This is a genomic window from Silvibacterium acidisoli, assembly GCA_022870745.1.
Lineage (GTDB): Bacteria > Acidobacteriota > Terriglobia > Terriglobales > Acidobacteriaceae > Silvibacterium.
This window is the reverse complement of sequence record CP085323.1, coordinates 4,291,039-4,309,780: the sequence shown is the minus strand read 5'-3', so window position 1 is coordinate 4,309,780 and position 18,742 is coordinate 4,291,039. Positions and strand designations below refer to the sequence as shown.

18 protein-coding genes are annotated in these 18,742 nt (G+C 59.5%); 7 read left to right on the top strand and 11 right to left on the bottom strand.

The genetic code is table 11. The features are described from left to right. Window positions 1-20: 20 nt before the first annotated feature. A complete protein-coding gene (locus LJD29_RS17940) occupies window positions 21-2,465 on the bottom strand; it encodes a protein kinase domain-containing protein (protein ID WP_446742939.1) in 2,445 nt (814 codons plus the stop codon). Window positions 2,466-2,622: 157 nt separating this feature from the next. On the opposite strand from LJD29_RS17940, the gene LJD29_RS17935 reads away from it, so the two are divergent. Then, window positions 2,623-3,891, top strand: coding sequence for a retropepsin-like aspartic protease (locus tag LJD29_RS17935; RefSeq protein ID WP_446745906.1), 1,269 nt, complete (start codon window positions 2,623-2,625; stop codon window positions 3,889-3,891). 6 nt (window positions 3,892-3,897) lie between these two features. Here the strand turns inward: LJD29_RS17935 and LJD29_RS17930 are convergent, their stop codons facing one another. From LJD29_RS17930 to LJD29_RS17890, 9 genes are all read right to left on the bottom strand, one after another. Further along, a complete protein-coding gene (locus tag LJD29_RS17930) occupies window positions 3,898-4,449 on the bottom strand; it encodes a cysteine hydrolase family protein (protein WP_446742938.1) in 552 nt (183 codons plus the stop codon). Window positions 4,450-4,465: 16 nt separating this feature from the next. Next, on the bottom strand, window positions 4,466-5,728 hold the full coding sequence (locus LJD29_RS17925; protein ID WP_446742937.1) for an MFS transporter: 1,263 nt from the start codon (window positions 5,726-5,728) through the stop codon (window positions 4,466-4,468). After that, window positions 5,725-6,126 (bottom strand): MarR family winged helix-turn-helix transcriptional regulator, encoded by a 402-nt coding sequence (locus LJD29_RS17920; RefSeq protein WP_446742936.1) that lies wholly within the window; start codon window positions 6,124-6,126, stop codon window positions 5,725-5,727. Before LJD29_RS17920 ends, LJD29_RS17925 begins: the two co-directional genes overlap by 4 nt. An 89-nt stretch (window positions 6,127-6,215) precedes the next feature. Further along, window positions 6,216-6,806, bottom strand: a complete 591-nt coding sequence (locus LJD29_RS17915) for a cysteine hydrolase family protein (RefSeq protein ID WP_446742935.1) — start codon at window positions 6,804-6,806, stop codon at window positions 6,216-6,218. Then, window positions 6,799-8,424, bottom strand: coding sequence for an FAD-dependent monooxygenase (locus LJD29_RS17910; protein ID WP_446742934.1), 1,626 nt, complete (start codon window positions 8,422-8,424; stop codon window positions 6,799-6,801). Before LJD29_RS17910 ends, LJD29_RS17915 begins: the two co-directional genes overlap by 8 nt. Before the next feature lie 227 nt (window positions 8,425-8,651). After that, the gene (locus LJD29_RS17905; RefSeq protein WP_446742933.1) at window positions 8,652-9,122 is read right to left on the bottom strand and encodes an META domain-containing protein; all 471 of its coding nucleotides are present in this window, start codon (window positions 9,120-9,122) and stop codon (window positions 8,652-8,654) included. Window positions 9,123-9,179: 57 nt separating this feature from the next. Further along, the gene (locus LJD29_RS17900) at window positions 9,180-9,965 is read right to left on the bottom strand and encodes a carbon-nitrogen hydrolase family protein (RefSeq protein WP_446742932.1); all 786 of its coding nucleotides are present in this window, start codon (window positions 9,963-9,965) and stop codon (window positions 9,180-9,182) included. A gap of 9 nt (window positions 9,966-9,974) precedes the next feature. Beyond that, window positions 9,975-10,364 (bottom strand): VOC family protein, encoded by a 390-nt coding sequence (locus LJD29_RS17895; RefSeq protein WP_446742931.1) that lies wholly within the window; start codon window positions 10,362-10,364, stop codon window positions 9,975-9,977. Window positions 10,365-10,389: 25 nt separating this feature from the next. Continuing rightward, window positions 10,390-11,028 carry a hypothetical protein gene (locus LJD29_RS17890; protein WP_446742930.1) on the bottom strand — a complete coding sequence of 213 codons (639 nt, stop codon included), beginning with the start codon at window positions 11,026-11,028 and terminating at the stop codon, window positions 10,390-10,392. A 94-nt stretch (window positions 11,029-11,122) separates the two neighbouring features. Between LJD29_RS17890 and LJD29_RS17885 the strand changes: the two genes are divergently transcribed. From LJD29_RS17885 to LJD29_RS17860, 6 genes are all read left to right on the top strand, one after another. After that, a complete protein-coding gene (locus tag LJD29_RS17885) occupies window positions 11,123-11,728 on the top strand; it encodes a GNAT family N-acetyltransferase (protein ID WP_446742929.1) in 606 nt (201 codons plus the stop codon). After that, the gene (gene thiE, locus LJD29_RS17880) at window positions 11,725-12,372 is read left to right on the top strand and encodes a thiamine phosphate synthase (protein ID WP_446742928.1); all 648 of its coding nucleotides are present in this window, start codon (window positions 11,725-11,727) and stop codon (window positions 12,370-12,372) included. Before LJD29_RS17885 ends, thiE begins: the two co-directional genes overlap by 4 nt. 37 nt (window positions 12,373-12,409) lie before the next feature. Beyond that, window positions 12,410-12,802 carry a response regulator gene (locus LJD29_RS17875; protein ID WP_446742927.1) on the top strand — a complete coding sequence of 131 codons (393 nt, stop codon included), beginning with the start codon at window positions 12,410-12,412 and terminating at the stop codon, window positions 12,800-12,802. Window positions 12,803-12,922: 120 nt separating this feature from the next. Next, the gene (locus tag LJD29_RS17870) at window positions 12,923-14,419 is read left to right on the top strand and encodes an APC family permease (protein ID WP_446745905.1); all 1,497 of its coding nucleotides are present in this window, start codon (window positions 12,923-12,925) and stop codon (window positions 14,417-14,419) included. A gap of 26 nt (window positions 14,420-14,445) precedes the next feature. Then, entirely contained in the window at window positions 14,446-15,990 is a 1,545-nt protein-coding gene (locus LJD29_RS17865) for an amino acid permease (protein ID WP_446742926.1), read from the top strand. Window positions 15,991-16,794: 804 nt separating this feature from the next. Beyond that, window positions 16,795-17,751, top strand: a complete 957-nt coding sequence (locus tag LJD29_RS17860) for a DUF7802 domain-containing protein (RefSeq protein ID WP_446742925.1) — start codon at window positions 16,795-16,797, stop codon at window positions 17,749-17,751. On the opposite strand, the gene LJD29_RS17855 is transcribed toward LJD29_RS17860, so the two are convergent. Continuing rightward, window positions 17,737-18,690 (bottom strand): helix-turn-helix transcriptional regulator, encoded by a 954-nt coding sequence (locus LJD29_RS17855; RefSeq protein WP_446742924.1) that lies wholly within the window; start codon window positions 18,688-18,690, stop codon window positions 17,737-17,739. The genes LJD29_RS17860 and LJD29_RS17855 overlap by 15 nt on opposite strands. Window positions 18,691-18,742: the final 52 nt, after the last annotated feature.

Below are 18,742 nucleotides of genomic sequence, written 5' to 3'. Positions count from 1 at the left end.
GATGCCTCGGCTGATCCCGATTATGCCTTGCGCACCTGTTGCAACAGCCGCCGCCATGTCTTCTGGTTCTTGCGGTAACTCTTTTTCAGGTCTTCGAGAATGCGCTCGAAGTCGCCGTGCCCATGCAGGCGGTTCCATGCCGGATTCTTCGCAAACCAGGGATAGTTTTCGTTGCCAAGGTAGATAGCGCGGCGCAGCCAGTGCAACGCTTCGCTTTCGTCTCCGTCGACAGCAAAGTAAGTGGCCAGCCGATAAGCCATCTCACTATCGGCTTCGGCAGCAGCCATCGAACCTTCCACGATGAAGCTGGCAGCGCGCTCGCGCTCGCCGACCTGCGCATAGCACATGGCGAGCGTGGGATAGGCGATGCGCATACTGTCGTCGTCACGTATCACTTCTTCGAGAATCGAAATGGCTTTGCGCAATTCGCCCTGACGCATGTGCTGGTAGGCGAGTGAGGTACGCAACAGCGGATGCTTCGGCTCGAGGGTCAAACCCTTGTCCAGCTCTTCGCCGGCAAGCTCCAGCTGGTTCTCGTATTGATAAACCCGGGCGCGATGGTTGTAGATGATCGGCGCATTGGCAGGATTCAGGCTGAGAGAGCGATTGAACTGTTCGATCGCCTGCTCGTACATGCCGTCGATGCGCAGCGTCATACCCGCGACCATGTGGACGTTCCAGTCGTTTCCGGCGGTCTGCAGCAGGTGCTGAATGCCATGGCGCGCGCTTTCCTTTTCGCCTCGCGACAGCAGCATGTATACGCGATAAAGGTTCGCCTCGACCGAGCCAGGATCTATTTCGAGCGCACGGTCAAACGCTCTGCGCGCCGCCATTACATTGATGTGTCCGCTGAACCCGTGGCGCACGTACTGCAGATGTGTAATGCCAAGGCCTGCCCACGCGGGAGCGAAGTTCGGATCGCGTTCGACCACGCTGTCAAATAACTCGCGAGCGCGTTCGAGGTCGACGCGGCTGCCGGTGCGCTGCATGAACGAAGACAGCATGGCGCGAGCCTGCAGATACTCTTCGGACAGGTCCTCGGCCATCGGCTCGGTCCGAACCGACGCCCGCTCGGAAGTGTTGTTAAGCTGTCCCAAGCCCTGCAGGGAAGCAAAAACCTCGTTGCAGATCTCGGCCTGGACGGAGATCAGATCAAAGGAGGGTACGCTGATTGCGCCGCCACCGCGCACACTCTCACCCGGCACGTTCAGCAGCTGCCAGTTCAAATCGAAGCCGGCATCCGAGCGAATAAAGTTACCCGCCAGCACCCATTCAACCAGTAGCTTATGACCGATTGCCAGCGGATCCATCTGGTTCACCGGCAGGTGCATCAACGCACTTGAAGGGCGCACAACCAGCGACGACATGCGCGCGAGCCGCGCGGCCACAGCGTCGGCCAGTGCAAAGCCATAAAGCGGAGCGACATTTGCCGGTCCAAGGTTCTGAAAGGGCAGCACGAGTATGGTGCTCTGCTTCTCCTTTGTATCGGCCGATTCACGAAACCGTTCCGCCAGCATAGACAGCAAGCCAGTCGCGCGCTTCTCTGCCTCGATCGCCGTGGACGGAGGTAGATTGGCTGCGGCGTCGCCCGGAATAACGCCTGTTTCGAGCTGCGAAGCCTTCATGATCGTCTTCAGCGATTCGCGTACGTCGGCAGCGCTGGCGTAACGTGCAGCAGGCGTTTTGTCGAGCAGCCTGAAAATCACCGAACTCAGCTCCGCAGGCACATCGAGCGGGGCAGGGTCGTGAAACTGGATGGCGCGGATACTCTGAAATTCGTCGCCGTCGGAGCGCGCAAACGGGTGGCGTCCGCTGGCCAGCTCGTAAAGCATCACTCCCAGCGCCCACAGATCGCTCTGCACGCTGCTCTGACCGGTCACAAACTGCTCCGGGGCCATGTAGGCAATGGTGCCGCCACGGGCAGTGTAGGTTGCGGCTACTGGACCGGGCTTGCGGCGGGTGCTCTTGCCAGGGTCGAAATCCGCTTCGTCGGGGTTGATGCGGCGTGCCAGGCCAAAATCGAGGATCTTTGCCAGGCCGCCATCCGTCAACATGACGTTGGCCGGCTTAAGGTCACGATGAAAGATACCGAGCGAGTGCGCGGAGTGCAGACCGTCGGCGATCTGGATGCCGACCGAAAGCAGAAGCTGCAGGCTCGACGGCCCATTCGCGATCAGCTTGTCGAGGGACTGGCCGGGCACGTACTGCATCACGATGAAGGCTTCTTCGTTTTCTTCGCCGACTTCGTAGATCGCGCAGACGTTAGGGTGCTCGATGGCCGAGGCCATCCGCGCCTCGCGCAGCACCGTCGTGCGCATCTGCTCCACCGTCAAAGCGCCTCGCTTCAGCACTTTAAGAACGACCGGGCGCATCAGCAAGGTGTCCGTCGCGAGGTAAACCAGTCCGCTGCCGCCTGCGCCAAGCCGGCGCAGAAGCTCATAGTGCTTGATCGTGCGATGCTTCATCTGCATCCAGTTTATCGAAAGCGGGGCGGTGGAAGATGCTGCGCTTTTTCCTATCTACCGCTGTTTCCCATTTAGGAACTGCCTCGGCCAAAGGTAAATCCACGTCGGCTATTCTGGTTATTCCATGCAGATTTCCCGGGGATTCCTCAGTTTGGCTGTGTTAAGCCTTCCGCTTTGCGCCGCGGCCTTCGGTCAGGCACAGGTGGTAACCGGAGCCAGTGCGTCCGATATCGCACACATCCCGACCTCCCAGCTTGTGGCCGAACACGACTGGGTATCCCTCGCTACCCGTCTTCAGGACGACCACAGCCCCGACACCGCCCTGTATCGCGGCATCCTGTTCAACAAGCAAGGGAAATACCTCGATTCCCTACACCTGCTCGAGCCGCTGTTGCCCGCCATCGTCTCTGGATCGGACCGAACGAAAGAAAAGCAGGCGCGGCTGGCGCTGGCCGGCGATTATTTAGCAACGTTTCGCTACCAGGATGCCGCCTCCCAATACGCCGCTATTGAGCAGTGCTGCGCACAATCGTTGACCGCCTCAGAACGTGACGAAGTCGAGCCTGCCGCCCACCTGCTGCCTCTGCTCGCCACCGCGCCCGCGCAAACGCTCGAAACCTCCGGCTCCTTCACGCTTCCCATGGCCCGCAACGCGCTCGGGCTGCGCGAAGTGGAGGTTTTTGTGGATGGGTTCGGCAGCCACTGGCTCTTCGACCCGGCTGCGGCCTTCACCATGCTTTCGCGCTCACAGGCCAAGCGCATCGGACTGCACCTCTCCGATCAGACGGTCACCATCGACGGTCTCACGGGGAGAAAAATGCTGGTTCACACCACCGTCATACCTCAGCTCAAGTTCGGGCAGGCGTTCTTTCGTAACGTGCCCGCTGTCATTTACGAGGATCAGGACCTGTACGACCGGGCCCACAGCTATCAGGTAGAGGGTGTGCTGGCGCAACCACTGCTCGCTCCACTGGGAGCCGTCAAGGCGTCTGACGACGAGCACCTCACCATCTCCAATGGACCGGAGCTTACTGGCGGCGTGCCGTTCTTCCGCGATGGCATACATCTTGTGGCCGCCGGCGGCGCGGGGGCCCGCGAGCCATACGTGGTTGATCCGGGTACGGGGACTTCCCTGCTCAGCTCACGCTATTTCGACGCCAATCGCGAAACCTTGACCAGCCAGAAAACAGAAGATCTACCGGTGGGAGAAAACGGGGGCGCAGTTCCCGCCTGCACCCCGGAATCAGTCCGCATCGCGCTCGGCAGCGATGCGATCGAACTGCACGAAATTCCTGTACTCACCCGGCCTGCCGGAGCCGAGCAGGATCGCTTCTACGGCAGGCTTGGTGAAGATGCGCTCGACCAGCTCGAAAGCTTTACCTTCGACTTTCGCTCCAATCGCTTCGTGGTCAACACGCGCCAGTAGGCCCGGTTATCCGAGCTTCTGCAGGATATTTTCAGTGGTCTCGGTTTCGCCGAGGCGCGGAAAGATCTTCGCGATGCAGTAGTCATGCGCTTCGGAATCGCGATCGGTCATGGCATCTGTCACGAAAACGACGTTGTAGCCGTGATCGAAGCCGCTCTCACCGGTCGCGAGCCCGGCATTCGAAGTGACCAGGCCCGCCAGAAAAATCTGCGTCACCCCGCGCTGGACCAGCTCATTGTGCAGGGCCGTGCCAATAAATGCGCCCGGGCTGTGCTTGCTGATCAGGATGTCCTCCGGTTGCTGATCGACCTCCGCCACCAGTTCGGTCCAGTCATCGGGAAACTGAAAGGCCGGGCGCTTCACATCGGTGCGTCCCGGGGCCGGAGAGAGCACGTTCACCAGCACCACAGGCAGCTTCCGTTCGCGGAAGGCAGCCGCGAGACGAACGCAGCGGTCGAGCACACCTGGCATGTCGGCGATGCCGGGAATGCCCGTGATGCCTTTCTGCAGATCGAGGAGAATCAAGGCTGGACGAGGATCGAGTTCAGATAACGGCATGAAAGTCCTTTCGTTGTTAACGGGTTCTGAGTGCTTCGACATCCGTCGAAGCGGGTTGGGTGATGTGTTCAGTTGGCATTCTTAGCAGGAACCAGCAGGCGCCCGCGATACAGGCGACCCCGGTCAGCTCGACAGTATGAGGCGCACCAATACGATGCGCCATCGCACCAGCGAGAAGGCTGCCAAATGGAACGGCTCCGTAAAAAGCCATCGCGTAGTAACTGATCACGCGAGCGCGCTTGTCTTCAGTCACAAGCGACTGAATGATCGTGTTGCTGGCTGCCGCGGTCTGCATCAGCCCGAAGCCCGCAAACAGCATCAGGACAAGCGACACCGCCAGCAGATGCGACAGACCGAAGAGCACCAGAGCCGCGCCAAGCAGGCCCGATGCAATGGGCAGCATCTTGATGAGGCCATCCGCGGAACGCCGCGTGGCGAGCGAAATGCTGGACACGAGCGCTCCCGTGCCAGACGCTCCGATAAGCCAGCCGAAGGTATGCGCACCGCCGTGCAGAATCTGCGACGCGAAGACCGGCATCAGTACCGTGTAGGGATACCCCATCAGGCTGACCATTGCGAAGAGCACCAGAACGCGCCGTATCGGCACCGTTGTGCTTACATAATCCCAGCCTTCGCGCATCTGCTCCCACATACTCGCGCGGCTGCCTGGAATGGATCGCAGGCTGATGCGCATCATCAGCAATGAAGCGATCACGGCAAGATAGCTGACACCGTCGATCAGGAAGCACCAGCCTTCGCCAACGGCAGCAATGACCAGACCCGCAATCGCGGGGCCAAGGAGGCGTCCACCGTTCACGATGGAGGAATTCAGCGCAATCGCATTGGCCAGGTCCTCACGATCGTCCACCATTTGAACCATGAAGGAGTGCCGTCCGGGCGTATCGAAGGCGTTGATCAGCCCCTGGAAGGCGGAAAGCGCCACGATCTCCCACAGGTTGATTCTGCTGGACAACGTCAGCGCCGCCAGCGCAAGCGACTGCAAAGCAGCGGCTACCTGGGTCCATACCAGCAGGCGCCTGCGATCGAGACGCTCTACCCACACCCCGGCAAAAGGGCTCAGCACGAATGGAACGATCTGCCCGGCAAAGCCTATGACGCCCAGCAGCAGCGCGGAGTGCGTAAGGCGGTACACCAGCCAGCTGGTCGCCATCCGCGTCATCCATGTACCGATGACCGAGATGCCCTGACCGAAAAAGAACAGGCGGAAGTTGCGATGACGCAGAGCCCGCCACGAATGCGATACGCTTGCGAGACTCACTGCTCGGCCAGCCGCTTCATGATCTCGCCTGCCTTAAAGAGCGCCGCCTGGTCGGCCTTGCTCAACTGCAGGATCGCCTGCGCCAGCCAGGCATGCTTCGCATGAATGGTTCGGGCGCGCCAGCTCTTACCCTTGGTTGAGAGCTGTATATGCATCTGCCGGCCATCGGTCGGATGAGGACGCTTGACCACCAGCCCGGCTTTCTCAAGCGCCGCGACAGTTGCGCCCATGGATTGCGGCTTCACTCTTTCGAGCCGTGCGAGCTCAGCCGTGGTGGCCGCTCCGTCCATCTCGAGACGCTTGAGAACCGACGATTCGGCGAGCGAGAGCTCTTCCATGCCGGCTGCTGAGCGCACCCTGCGCACCATGATGCCAATCGAGTGAGTGAAGTCTGCCACGGACTGCTCCAGGCTTTTGTCCATGGAAGAAGGCTAGCAGATAGGAAGCTAAACTTGCAAGTTTAGCTTCCTATCTTGAACCGTGACAACTATGCAAGGCGCAGCTTCTGCACGACCTGGAACATCTTTTGTCCGGTTTCCTGGGTGAAATCGGGTGAGAGCGCGGTTGCGATAGAAACGACCGAAGAAACGATCCCGCCTCCCTGCCAAACCTGCTCAAGGGCTGCCGACTCGGTTCGTTCCGACATGCCTCCGCAGGCGTCTACTACGATAATCGGGTTCAAGCCCGCTTCCACAGCATGAAGCGCTGCGTGCAACACAACAACCTCTGTGGCAAACCCTGCCAGCAGCAGCGTCTTACGCTTCAGAGACTTCAAGTGTTCGGGAGTGGCTTTGTCTATGAAAGGACTCGCCGAGGCGCGTAAGAACTGGTTCGTCCCATTCGCGAACGGCTTCAATGGCGCGATCAGCTTAGGTGCCTCATTGCCTTCAGGAACCAGGCTGAACGTAATCGGAATATTGAACAGCTTGGCCAACTCACAAATTACTTCGGCAGATTTCGAAAGCTCATCCGGCGGGTTGGTCTTGCTGCGGGCTACGATCTGCTCCTGAAGATCGCATATCAGCAACTGTGTCGAGTCAGGCGAGAGCGAGGACCACGCCTTAAGCACATCATGCATAGCGAAGCTCCTTCTCCGGCTGCTCCGCAGCGGTGAACCAGGTTCGGAGCCACTCCTCAAGATCATCGATGGAGTCTTCCCGTCCGGTGAACGCCGCATAGCCGTCAGGACGCACAAACACAAGCGCCGGATGCGATCCGAAGAGATGCCTGTAAGCTTGGCTGGAATCGTTCGCCGCCGCTACGCTGTAGGTCGAGATCAGCTCTTTCCAGGCTGCCAGTTTTGACTTCACATTCTGATGTGTGGCGCTCGCGCTTTCGAGATTCGCAAAGAGCAGCGTGAAGCGGTCCGGACTCAGGAGATCGAACAGAGTCTTCTTCTCCGGCTCACGAGTTGCGCTTCCTTCGCCGCCCACGACTGTCAGCTCAACGTCAGGCACGCGGTCGCCCGCCTTCACCTGGCCCGGCTCATGCTTCGAAACAGACAGCGGACTCCGGCGGTAGTTCAGCAGGAGCTGGCTCATGCGCTGCGTGCTGTTCTCCTGCATAAACTCCGTGCCAACGATCCACGGTGCAATGGTGCTGAAGGCTGCACGGAAAGCCGGACTCTCCGAACCGATGGCATCGGTCAGGCCTTCCGTCTTCGTCAGCACATCGTGGATCACCGGGATGCGTTCGTCGTTGTAGCTCTGCAACAGCTCGTCTCCGGCCTTGCCATGGATGACAAGTGCCAGCTTCCAGCAGAGATTGATCATGTCCTGGATACCGGTATTCATGCCCTGCGCACCCGCCGGGCTGTGAATGTGCGCCGCATCGCCGCCAAGAAAGACGCGGCCAACGCGCACCCGGTCCACCATGCGGCTATTGATGCGGAACCAGCTGCTCCACTGCAGATCGCGCAGCCGCACAGGGATGTGAGAGCGCTGGTCATAGATCTTCTGCAGCTCATCGAGCGACGGCTCGGTGTTCGCATCCGGCTCGCTCAGCGGATGGCTCGCAATCATACGAAAGCGATTCCCGCCCATTGGGAAGAGCCCCATGAAGCCATGGGGGGACGAGAAGATGTGCAGATCGGTTGCAGGCAGATCGCCGTCTACGTAGAAATCGCCCAACGCATAACTCTCTTCGCGCGTCTTGCCATGAAACTCCAGGTTGAGTGTTGTTCGGGTGACGCTGTGCGCGCCCTCCGTATCAATCAGGTAATCGCACAGATATTCTTCGAGCGTTCCATCCCGATGGCGAAGGATCGCTTTTACAGAGTCGCCACGATCCGATTGCGCGAGCGCGACAAAATCCACTTCGCGTTCAATCTTCACCTGCTGGCGTTCGAGAGCATCGCGTAGAACCCCTTCCGTCTCTGCCTGCGAAATGAAAAGCATGTAGCCGTATCTGCTTCCGTTGTTTGAAAAGGCCAGCCGAAAGGTGCGCTTGCCACCGCCGTACACGCTGGCATATGGCGATGCGTTTCCCTTTGCCAGCATTGGGTCTACCATGCTGCGCTGCTGAAAGAGTTCAAGCGTTCGCGCCTGTACGCCGATGGCACGCGATGTCGTCGCTGGAGCCGGTGCTCTCTCGACGATACGAACGGGAATCTTCATCCGCGACAGTTCCATCGCCGCAGTCATGCCGGTTGGTCCGGCGCCAATGATCAGAACTTTTCCGTGTTCAACGTTCGCCACCTCTTCCCTCCTGTACATATGTCACTTTTTCGTGGATGCGCTCACGCGATGAAGGAGAGGCTTTTCAACACTGCATTTTTACATTGCCATGCAACGAACGCGGCCGGCGAAAATCGCCGTATCTTCAACTCTCTCCGGGACCTCGGACAGCGCGTGTTCACCAAAGAAAAAGCTGCGGCCCATTCGGGTCGCAGCTTTTGTGATGGCTTCCGGTCTTCGGCAGAGTGTCAGGCAGGAGGGTTCGCAGCCGGTTCGAACTCATAGGTACCTGTCTTGTCGACGAGCTCCAGGAAAAGATGCTTGGACTGCACGTGGTAAAACTTCACCTTCGCGAGATCATCGTTGAGCCGGAAGAGTGGAGGTGTGCAGGTACATATGGCTCGCGTGGTTGCCAACGGGCCGAAGCTGAGATTCGCTCCGCCGTTGTTGTACCACTCAGCCATACCGCGGTTGCAGTCGATACGTATCGAGGCCTGCCCGTCGGCTTTGAAAACGATGGTGTAAAGCGCGTGGTCTTCCGGAGCGACAGGATGACTCTTCTGCGGAAGGAAGCGTACCAGCTTCCATGCGGTATCGCTCAGCTCAGAACCACCCGATGCGGTCGGTTCCCCGGCAAGGTAATTTGCAGGGACTGCCCATGCGCTGGCCGTCAGCAGGAACCCCGCTCCAACAACGCATGTCGTTCTTATTATGGACATTGCCCGACTTGACCTCTCGATCATTAGATCGCAGCCGTTGTGCTTTCGGTAGCAAGTTTATTCGCGAAGCCTGCCTGCCAGCAACCCCGTGGCCTCGTCCAGATCGATATCAACGGCCAGCAGCCCCTCCTGCCCATATGGCTGGCTACGCAGCAGTGTTCCATCGGGCCGCACTACTGCGGAGGTCGTTGGAGATCCCACGCTTGCACAATTCACACTGGCGAACCAGCAGGTGTTTTCGGCCGCCCGGCAGAGCATCGATTTTTCATGAAAGGTGTTCGCCGGATCTGCGAATGTTGCCGGAACGTGTCCGCCGGCTTCCGCCTCGTGAAAATGGGGGTGGAAGACGACCTGGGCTCCCCGCTTTGCGGCCCATCGAACTGTTTCCGGATATCGCCAACCTTCATGGCAGATAACAACGCCGAATGTCAGAGGGCCGGCCTGGAAAACCCTTCGGCCAGTTCCGGCAACATAGGTTGCCTCCTCTGAAGGATCGAGCTGCACCTTGTCCTGGAAGCCGTCGGCTCTTCCATCTGCCTGGATGACCAGCGCCGAAGCCATGACACCGCGCTCCGTCACACGCTCCGTACCAAGAACCACGCAGACGTGGGCCTTTCGGGCCGCCGCCGCAACGGCGGCCCATGCTTCGGCAAGGAAGGTCGGATCCGGAACCGGAAGATTCTTCCCAGGCGCGCGATAGCCGGGGACGAAGCACTCGGGAAAGCAGAGGATTGCAGCGCCGGACGTTCCAGCCTCCACCACGGCGCGCGTCGCAAGCTGGACGGAGTCCTCGGGCGAAGACGGGAAACGCAGGTTTGCCAGTGCAATCCGAAGCTGCTTCACCCCAGCAGACTACACCGCCGCGTTGCGATACCGGCTAACCTCAATGAGGTTTGCATCCGGATCGCGTATGTAAACGGACTCCATAGCGCCGAGCGCTCCGGTTCGCGCGACTGGTCCGCTTTCGATCTCGAAGCCCGCTGAATGCACCTTGCCGGCTACCTGCTCAAGAGTGTCATCGGTGACGAGACAAAAATCGGCTGATCCGGCCGTCGGAGCATAGGCCCTTGGATCGAAGATGTGATCGGCCTGATGCAGGTTCAGCTTACATTTCCCAAAGCGGAGAGCCGTGCGTCCGTTCGGCATGGTCTCGCGCTCGAAGCCCAAGGCGCGCTCATAAAATTGGCATGTTTTATCGATCGAGCGCACCGTCAGAACGAGATGGTCGATATGAGTAATCATGGCGCTGGATAGTGCGATGCTCTTGCTATCGGCGCCCGTTGCTATTTGCGAGTTGTTCGATTGCGTGGAAGAACAACGGAGTATGCACCACGGCCCCGGCGTAACTGGCCAGCCAGTGTTGATCGAGCGAGATGCAGGCGATCGCGGAACCGGCTCGCCTGTCATCGAGAGGCTTGGCTTCCAGGCAGTCCCCGCCGCCCGGCTTGTCCTCTACCGAGGTAACAACAAAACGCGAGGTTGGATGCGATTCGCGAAAAAGAGTCTTCCACTGTTCGGCCTGCTGTGCGGGCGTCAGATTGCTATCCGGCATCAGAACGTTGAAGTACATCGTTTCCGGCCCGCGAGCCTCCAGGGCAAGCGTGCGAGGTTGCTTCATCACTGTCACGCCCTGTGGATTGTCGGCCGATTCATCCTCGGGACGGGGCATATCTGCCGTCCATCCCCATGGAACGTCAACGTGGAGTCCCCGGTACTCAAGCGCCCAGCCATGGACGATATGCCACCCCACCGAGACCATCAGAGGCGCATAGTAGACCGCGGCCACAACCAGTGGAGCGCAGCACAAGGCAAGCAGCCACATGCGCCGGGGCTTGACCTTGTAACGGCGATCGAAGTCGCTGGTCGCAGGGGTAGCCGGCATCGGGATGGAGTCGCTTATGCGCATGATTGCAGTTTCACTATAACGTTAATGAAAGGCCGCACCGGCAGAATTTTCGCCGTGGATGGTTACCTTCCATGCGAGATACACTTTCCTGCAAATGATGAATGTCAATGCAGTCACACTGGATGGCGTGCGTGTCCGCCTCGAGCCCATGCGCCGTGACCACCTTGGAGCTCTCGCCGAAGTCGCCTTTCACCCGGCTGTATGGCGCTGGATGCCTTCCGATGTGAAGAACGAGGCGGAATTGCTTGCATGGATCGACCAGGCGCTCGATCAGCAGGCTCGCGGGTGGGCTCTGCCATGGGTGACATGGAGCAAGGCCGAGAACCGCATCGTGGGAACAACCCGCTTCATGGACATCAACCCGCAACACCATGGCCTCGAAATCGGCTCGACCTGGATCACTCCAGCCTGCCAGCGTTCCGGCGTGAACGTGGAGGCCAAATACCTGCAGCTTCGGCACGCATTCGAAGATCTCGGCGCGCTGCGAGTAGCCTTTAAGACTCACCACAACAACGTTCAGTCGCAGACCGCCATTGCCGCTCTCGGAGCGAAACAGGAAGGTGTCTTCCGCAATCACATGATCATGCCCGACGGCAGCATCCGCCACACCGTATGGTTCAGCATCACTCGCGAAGACTGGCCCGAGGTCAAAGCCCGGCTTGAAGAGAGAATGCAGGCAGCGGCTAAGATGAAGGTGTGAGCTTCCCTTCGCTGTATCCCATCCTTGATTCGACATTTCTACCCGCGTCGCCCGAAGCCCGCCGCGACTTTCTCGAAAAGACCGTTCGTGAGCTGGTGGAGGCCAGAGTTGGCATCCTGCAATATCGCAATAAGACAAACCAGCGTGCCGCAATACTGGCTGACGCCTCCGTCATGCGCCAGGCAGCCGCAGGCACAGGGATGAAGCTGATCCTGAACGACTGGCCGGAGTTGCTCGCAGAAACCGGGTTCCACGGCGTACACGTCGGGCAGACGGATATGTCTCCCGCCAAGGCTCGAGCCATCGTGGGAGAAACCGCGATCCTCGGCGTCTCGACACACAACGAGGCGCAGCTGCGCGCGGCAGCGAAAGAGCCCGTCGACTACGTCGCCATCGGGCCGGTCTTCGCGACTCTGTCGAAAGAGAATCCCGATCCGGTCGTCGGCCTCGAAGGCGTCCGTCTGGCCCGCGGTCTGACGTCAAAGCCGATCGTCGCAATTGGAGGCATCTCCCCGGAAACGGCGCCCGATGTTTTTGCAGCCGGAGCAGACTCCGTCGCGCTGATCTCCGCCATATTCAGCCCCGGACAGAGCCCGGGAGATGCCGCAGCTGCATTTTTTCGTTTCCGACTGTCCGGTAGATAGCGTGACGTGTTCCTCTGTTGGGACTAGTATTTGGGGCATGATCAGGCCCTGCTTCCTCGTTGTCGACCGGGAATTTTCCGGCACCATTTCGTCCCGAAAACTGGTGATAGAAACCGCCAAATTCAACGTGATTACTGCCTACAGCGGCGCCGAGGCTCTGGAGACACTCGCAAAGTTTCCCGCCGTCGATGGGGTGGTAATCAACTCCGGATTGCGGGATATTCCCTGCACCGAGGTGATCGCCCGCATGAAGGTGCAGCAACCCGGATTGCGCGTGGTTGTCGTCGAGAGCGCCGGGGACGGGCCCTGCCATGGTGGCGACTACGCAGTGGACTCCTTCAAGCCGGAAGACCTGCTGCTGGTGTTGCGCAAGATGGAGCCCGAGAAGGACGAAATCATCCAGGAACACGAAAAAGAATTAGGCGATTAGTGAGGATGGCGCTGCTGGAAGGTCTGGCGCGAATCCGGCAATTCCGGTAGAACAGACTGAAGCGTGTCGACCAGCAGCGAACCCATCCGGAAACCAGACGCCCCACATCTCGTCCAGGGAATGGGCCTTTTCAGTGCGACGGCAATTGTCGTCGGCTCGATGATCGGCTCGGGCATTTATATCGTCCCGGCGGATATCAGCCGGAATGTCGGCTCTCCGGCCCTGCTGATTGCCGCCTGGCTCATCACCGCCGCCATGACGATCATCGGCGCGCTCAGCTACGGCGAGCTCGCAGCCATGATGCCCAAAGCCGGCGGCCAGTATGTTTACCTGCGCGAAGCCCTCGGCCCCATGTGGGGCTTCCTCTACGGATGGACGCTCTTCCTCGTCATCCAGACCGGCACCCTCGCGGCCGTGGCCGTGGCCTTCGGCAAATTTCTCGGCGTCTTCTTTCCTGCGGTTTCGGCGAGTAACTGGCTCTGGCATATCGGGCACGTTCCGGCCTTAAAGGTTGGCCCCATGGTGCTCGGCAACATGGATATCGGCCTGAATACGGCCAACCTTGCCGGAATTCTCATCCTCGCCGTCCTGACCGTCGTAAACATCTTTGGCGTACGGCTGGGCGCGCTGGTGCAGAACATTTTCAGCACGGCGAAGACGGCTTCCCTGCTCTGTCTCGTCGGTCTCGGCCTGTTGCTGGGGCGCAATCCCCAGGCGATGCACCTGAACTTCGGGGCAAGCTTCTGGCAGGGCGCTTCCCTTCATTCGCTTCACGCGGTTCAGGTTGGCGTGGGCGGCCCTATTGCGATGGTTGGATTGTTCACGGTGCTGGCGGTTGTGCAGACGGGAACCCTCTTCTCCGCCGATGCCTGGAACAACGTCACCTTCACGGCAGGCGAAGTCCGCAACCCGAAACGGAATCTGCCGCTCTCGCTGATCGCCGGCACCGGACTGGTCCTCGCGCTCTACCTCGCCAGCAACGTCGTCTACCTGATGGCGCTGCCGCTTCACGGCGACCCGCATGGCGCGACTCTGGCCGCGCGGGGCATCCAGTATGCGTCAGAAGATCGCGTGGCCACGGCCGTGCTGCAGCAGATCTTCTCGGTGCGCGGCGCCTACCTGATGGCCGCTGCCATTCTCATCTCGACCTTCGGCTGCGCCAACGGCATGACCATGGCGGGAGCCCGCGTCTATTACGCCATGAGCACCGACGGCCTGTTCTTCAAGGCCGCAGGCAAGCTGCATCCACGTTATAAAACACCGGTAGCTTCGCTGATCGTCCAGTTTTTCTGGACCGCGCTGCTTTGCCTTTCAGGAAGCTACGGACAGCTGCTCGACTACACCATGTTCGCGGCGCTGGTCTTCTACATTCTGACTATTGGCAGCCTCTTCGTGCTTCGCCGGACAAAACCCGGTGCGGAACGGCCATACCGGGCGATTGGTTATCCGGTGCTGCCTGCGATCTATATCCTGATGGCATCGTGGATATGTATCGTATTGTTACGGTATAAGCCCCAGTACACGTGGCCGGGGTTGTTCCTGGTATTACTGGGCCTTCCAGTCTTCTGGATATGGTCCCGCAGAACCCGGCAGATTTCCGATTCCTCTGTTTTTTGATCTCTCAAGAAGGACTGGCCTGATACATGGCAAAACTCTTTGCGGTGAAACCGCTCAACCTGCTCCAGCAGGAAGCGGGTGAAGAAGGCGAACACACACTCAAGCGCTCGCTTGGCCCCGTCAACCTGATCACGCTGGGCGTGGGCGCCATCATCGGCGCGGGCATCTTCGTACTCACCGGACAGGCGGCTGCGCTTCATGCCGGACCGGCCATCGCCCTCAGCTTCATCTTCGCCGGTATCACCTGCGCCTTCGCCGGACTATGCTACGCCGAGTTCGCCTCGATCATTCCCATTGCCGGATCGGCCTACACCTACGGCTACGCCACTCTGGGCGAGCTGGTCGCCTGGATCATCGGCTGGGATCTCGTTCTCGAGTACGCCTTCGGAGCAGCGACCGTGGCCTCGGGCTGGTCAGGCTACCTGCTCAGTCTGCTCGGCCAGCTTGGCTTCACCGCCTCGCCATCGCTGGCACGGTTCACTACGACCTACGGCAATGTCGTCTATTTCTACAAAGGCGGATGGATGCCCGCGGCTTCGCTGCCACCCGGCATCACTACTGCCGGATTGCCGCACGTGACCGGCATCTTCAACGTCATTGCCTTCCTGGCCATCCTCGCGATTACGACCATCCTCGTCGTCGGCATTAAAGAATCGGCCAACCTGAATTCAGCCATCGTGATCGTGAAGCTGGGCGTGGTCGCCATCTTCCTCTTTCTCGGCATCGGCTTCCTGATGCAGCATCATTCCATCGCCGCCGCCAACTGGCATCCCTTCATTCCTCCGCGCACGAATGGAGCCTTCGGATGGAAAGGCATCGTCGAGGGTGCGTCATCTGTCTTCTTTGCGTATATCGGCTTCGACGCCGTCTCGACCGCCGCGCAGGAGGCGAAGAATCCGCAGCGCGATATGCCCATCGGCATCCTCGGCTCTCTGGTCTTCTGCACGCTGCTCTACATCATCGTCTCGCTGGTACTGACGGGACTGGTCGACTACCGCCAGCTCAACGTTGCGCAGCCGGTAGCCATGGGCATCGACGCAACCGGCGTAAAGTGGGGCTCGCTGCTGGTGAAGATCGGCGCGGTGTTTGGCCTTGGAACCGTCATGCTGGTCATGCTGCTCGGCCAGTCGCGCGTCTTCTTCTCCATGTCCCGCGACGGATTGCTCCCGAAGTGGGCCAGCGATATCCATCCGAAGTTCCGCACTCCCTGGATCTCGAACATCGTCGTCGGAACCATCGTCGCCTTCCTGCCCGCGCTGCTGCCCATCGACAAGCTCTCCGAGCTGGTCAACATGGGAACGCTGCTCGCCTTCGCCATCGTCAGCGCAGGCGTATGGATCCTCCGCCGCCGCCAGCCCGACCTCGAACGCCCCTTCAAGACGCCATTCGTGCCGGTGGTGCCGATCCTCGGCATCCTGAGCGCCTTCTACCTGATGGTGAACCTGCCCCTGCTGACCTGGATTGTAGTGCTGGTATGGCTGGCAATCGGACTGGCGATCTACTTCGGATACTCGACCAAGCACAGCCGCGTGCAGCATCTGCCTGCTTCGGAGACCAGCGGGAAGGTGTAAAAGATCGATGAACAGTTGGGGATGCCAGCAGTGGCGCATACAACTGTTCACCGATGCAACATCGGATAAGACATTCCGGTGAATCTGTCTATCGACTCCGTATCTCCATGATCCACTTGACTAGTATTTCGGCCAGCAAAGCGATGCAGGCCGCCCAAAAGACCGTCCTCCCGGAGACATAGATCGTTCGATTCGGAAAAGCAATAAGAAAGCCTTCTCTGCACACGAGTACCGTCAACAATAGAAGCGTGGATACTCCTAAGAACCCTTTATGCTCTCGAAAAAATGTAGGCAGCACAGCGCTCGCTCCTATCAAATGAGTCTTCATACCATTCAATCGCAATTTCCTTGAGACGCTGACCACATGCCTGGACCAGCTGCAAAACAGCTCCTTGAGTTGTTCGACTTGTTGGTGACCCCCAAATAAGCGGCGTTATACCAATAATTTGGACATGTCGCGCCAACAGCGAAGGTAGCCGAACCGCAGACTGCCGTCTGCCCGGGTGCCGGGTGCCCCATCCAAGCTTTGCTTGGGTGGGATGCAGGATATCCATTCAGCCATCCCACGCGTTACTCTTAGGGCGCATCTCCAACGAATCTTAAACCTTCGATTCAGTCCGGAAGCCGGTGATTGGCGCATCCGGCAGTATTCCTCTCACCCACGCTTAGCTTGGATGGGGCTCACTTCGACACATTAAAAGTCAGCGTCCCATGTCTCAAGACCTGGACATGAGGCACGCGCGTCTTGCATGATGCGATACTGATCCAGCTCCCACAATCCGGATCTTCCCTGCAAGAGGACCTATGCTTCCCTATCCTGGCATCCCGTACGGTGTGGCGCCTGGCTGGTGCTTCCCGGTCTTTGAGCTCAGCATGTTCGTGCTGCTGGCGCTTTGTATTGTGCATGCATTTCGACGCCATCGTGAGGCGATTCCCTACATCGTGGGCGGCTTTCTCTTCGGTGTCCTGCTCGAGTACATGGAGGTGGTCGGCCACAGCTACATCTATGGCCGTTTCCTTCTCATGGCCGGTCATGCTCCGCTCAATGTCCCGCTGTGCATCGGCGCCGGCTGGGCGATCATTCTCTACACATCGCGCCTGTTCAGCGATTCGTTTGCTCTTCCGTTGTGGGCCGCCGCAGCGCTCGATACCCTGCTCGCGCTCAACATCGACCTCAGCATGGACGTCGTCGCCTACCGGCTGCACATGTGGCACTGGTTCTGGGACGACACCAGCCGCGCACTCACAAGCCAGTGGTTCGGGATCCCCTATGGGAATTTCAACGGATGGGCCACGGTTGTCTTTTGCTACTCCGCGTTCAGCCGCATCTTCGAGAGACGTCTGTTGAAGAACAACTCAGGCGGAGTCATAAGACGGAGCATCGTTGCCGCGCTGGCGCTGCTCTGCTCGCTGGGAATGCTCTTCGCGACGGAGACCTATCTTTACCCCTTCCTGCGCAATGCATGGGGAATAACTTCCGGCATCCGCCTCAGCCTGATCGTAATCGCTTTACTCGTGCTCGCGATCTCCGGCTGGCGGAAGCGAAAGACTGCGGTGACGAACCCAGTGGCGATCACCACCTGGGTCCCAGGCTGGTTCCATGGTTATTTCGCATTCTGCTTTTTCGTGCTCGGCTTCTACCGCGAAAGCCACTGGATGACCATGGCAGCACTGCTGAATATTCTTCTAGGCATGGCGATTCACCTTCTACCCTTTCGCCTGCCGGGACATCCGTTTTCGTGGCGATCAAACGCTATCTGACGCGCGAAGTGCCTGCTCTGCGAGCTTCCGAAAGACATCGCGCAGTTCATCAGGGTTGTGAATGACGATCCTTCGTCCCATGCTGAGAACCATCGCTGCAAACATCTCGAGTTGATCGCGTCCGCAGCGCAGTCGTGTGCCTCCATTGTCTGCCTCGATGGCGGCACGCCATGGAACGAAGTTCTGCTGAGCTTCTTCTATGGGCATGTCGATCCAGAGATCGATCTGGTAGCGCGACTGAACATACGGCAGGCTCGTGGCCATGTGGCGATGCGCGTCGAAATCCTCCGGGCGGTCGAAGGTCTCCGCGCAAAGCTCCTGCCGGGTGACACGGTCGAGGCGGAAGGTTCGCAGCGCCTGCCGCGTCAGGCAGCGGCCGATCAGGTACCAGCGATCATCCACGTGCATCAGCGCGTAGGGTTCAATCTCGCGATGGGAGACCTCGTCGCGGTGATCTCGATAATCGAAGCGGAGACGCCGGCTGTTTCGAATCGCCGACGACGCCGCGATCAGGCACTCGAGCGATGCAGGCACGGCCCATCGCGAAGGCTCCATCTGGATGACCTGCTCGGTCGTATGCAGGCTTTCGCGCAGTGACGCCGGCAGCACGCGTGTCAGTTTGGCCAGCGCGCCTTCTGTTGCCGGCGCGAAGGACGACAGGCCGATCTTGTGCAGCGCCTGCAGCCCGAGCGAGAGCGCGAAGGCCTCCTCATTCGTAAGCACCAGCGGCGGCATGCGAAAGCCGGGACGCAGTCGATAGGCTCCGCCGACTCCCGGCGACGAGGAGACGGGAATGCCGAGGTCCTTCAACCGCAGAATGTAGCGCTGCACGGTGCGCAGATCGACTTCGAGACGTTCGGCAAGCTCCGCGCCGGAGACGCTGTCCCGCGACTGCAGGATCTCGAGTACCGTGAAGACACGCATGATCGGGTCGTACATACACACCTATTCTTGCTCAATTTGCGACATGCCCTGTCGGGAATGCCCCTTA

Coding starts and splice junctions, on each gene's coding strand:
- LJD29_RS17940 (WP_446742939.1), bottom strand. CDS start 2,465: ATGAAGCATCGCACGATCAAGCACTATGAGCTTCTGCGCCGGCTTGGC.
- LJD29_RS17930 (WP_446742938.1), bottom strand. CDS start 4,449: ATGCCGTTATCTGAACTCGATCCTCGTCCAGCCTTGATTCTCCTCGAT.
- LJD29_RS17915 (WP_446742935.1), bottom strand. CDS start 6,806: ATGCATGATGTGCTTAAGGCGTGGTCCTCGCTCTCGCCTGACTCGACA.
- LJD29_RS17905 (WP_446742933.1), bottom strand. CDS start 9,122: ATGTCCATAATAAGAACGACATGCGTTGTTGGAGCGGGGTTCCTGCTG.
- LJD29_RS17895 (WP_446742931.1), bottom strand. CDS start 10,364: ATGATTACTCATATCGACCATCTCGTTCTGACGGTGCGCTCGATCGAT.
- LJD29_RS17890 (WP_446742930.1), bottom strand. CDS start 11,028: ATGCGCATAAGCGACTCCATCCCGATGCCGGCTACCCCTGCGACCAGC.
- LJD29_RS17885 (WP_446742929.1), top strand. CDS start 11,123: ATGATGAATGTCAATGCAGTCACACTGGATGGCGTGCGTGTCCGCCTC.
- LJD29_RS17875 (WP_446742927.1), top strand. CDS start 12,410: ATGATCAGGCCCTGCTTCCTCGTTGTCGACCGGGAATTTTCCGGCACC.
- LJD29_RS17870 (WP_446745905.1), top strand. CDS start 12,923: ATGGGCCTTTTCAGTGCGACGGCAATTGTCGTCGGCTCGATGATCGGC.
- LJD29_RS17865 (WP_446742926.1), top strand. CDS start 14,446: ATGGCAAAACTCTTTGCGGTGAAACCGCTCAACCTGCTCCAGCAGGAA.
- LJD29_RS17860 (WP_446742925.1), top strand. CDS start 16,795: ATGCTTCCCTATCCTGGCATCCCGTACGGTGTGGCGCCTGGCTGGTGC.
- LJD29_RS17855 (WP_446742924.1), bottom strand. CDS start 18,690: ATGTACGACCCGATCATGCGTGTCTTCACGGTACTCGAGATCCTGCAG.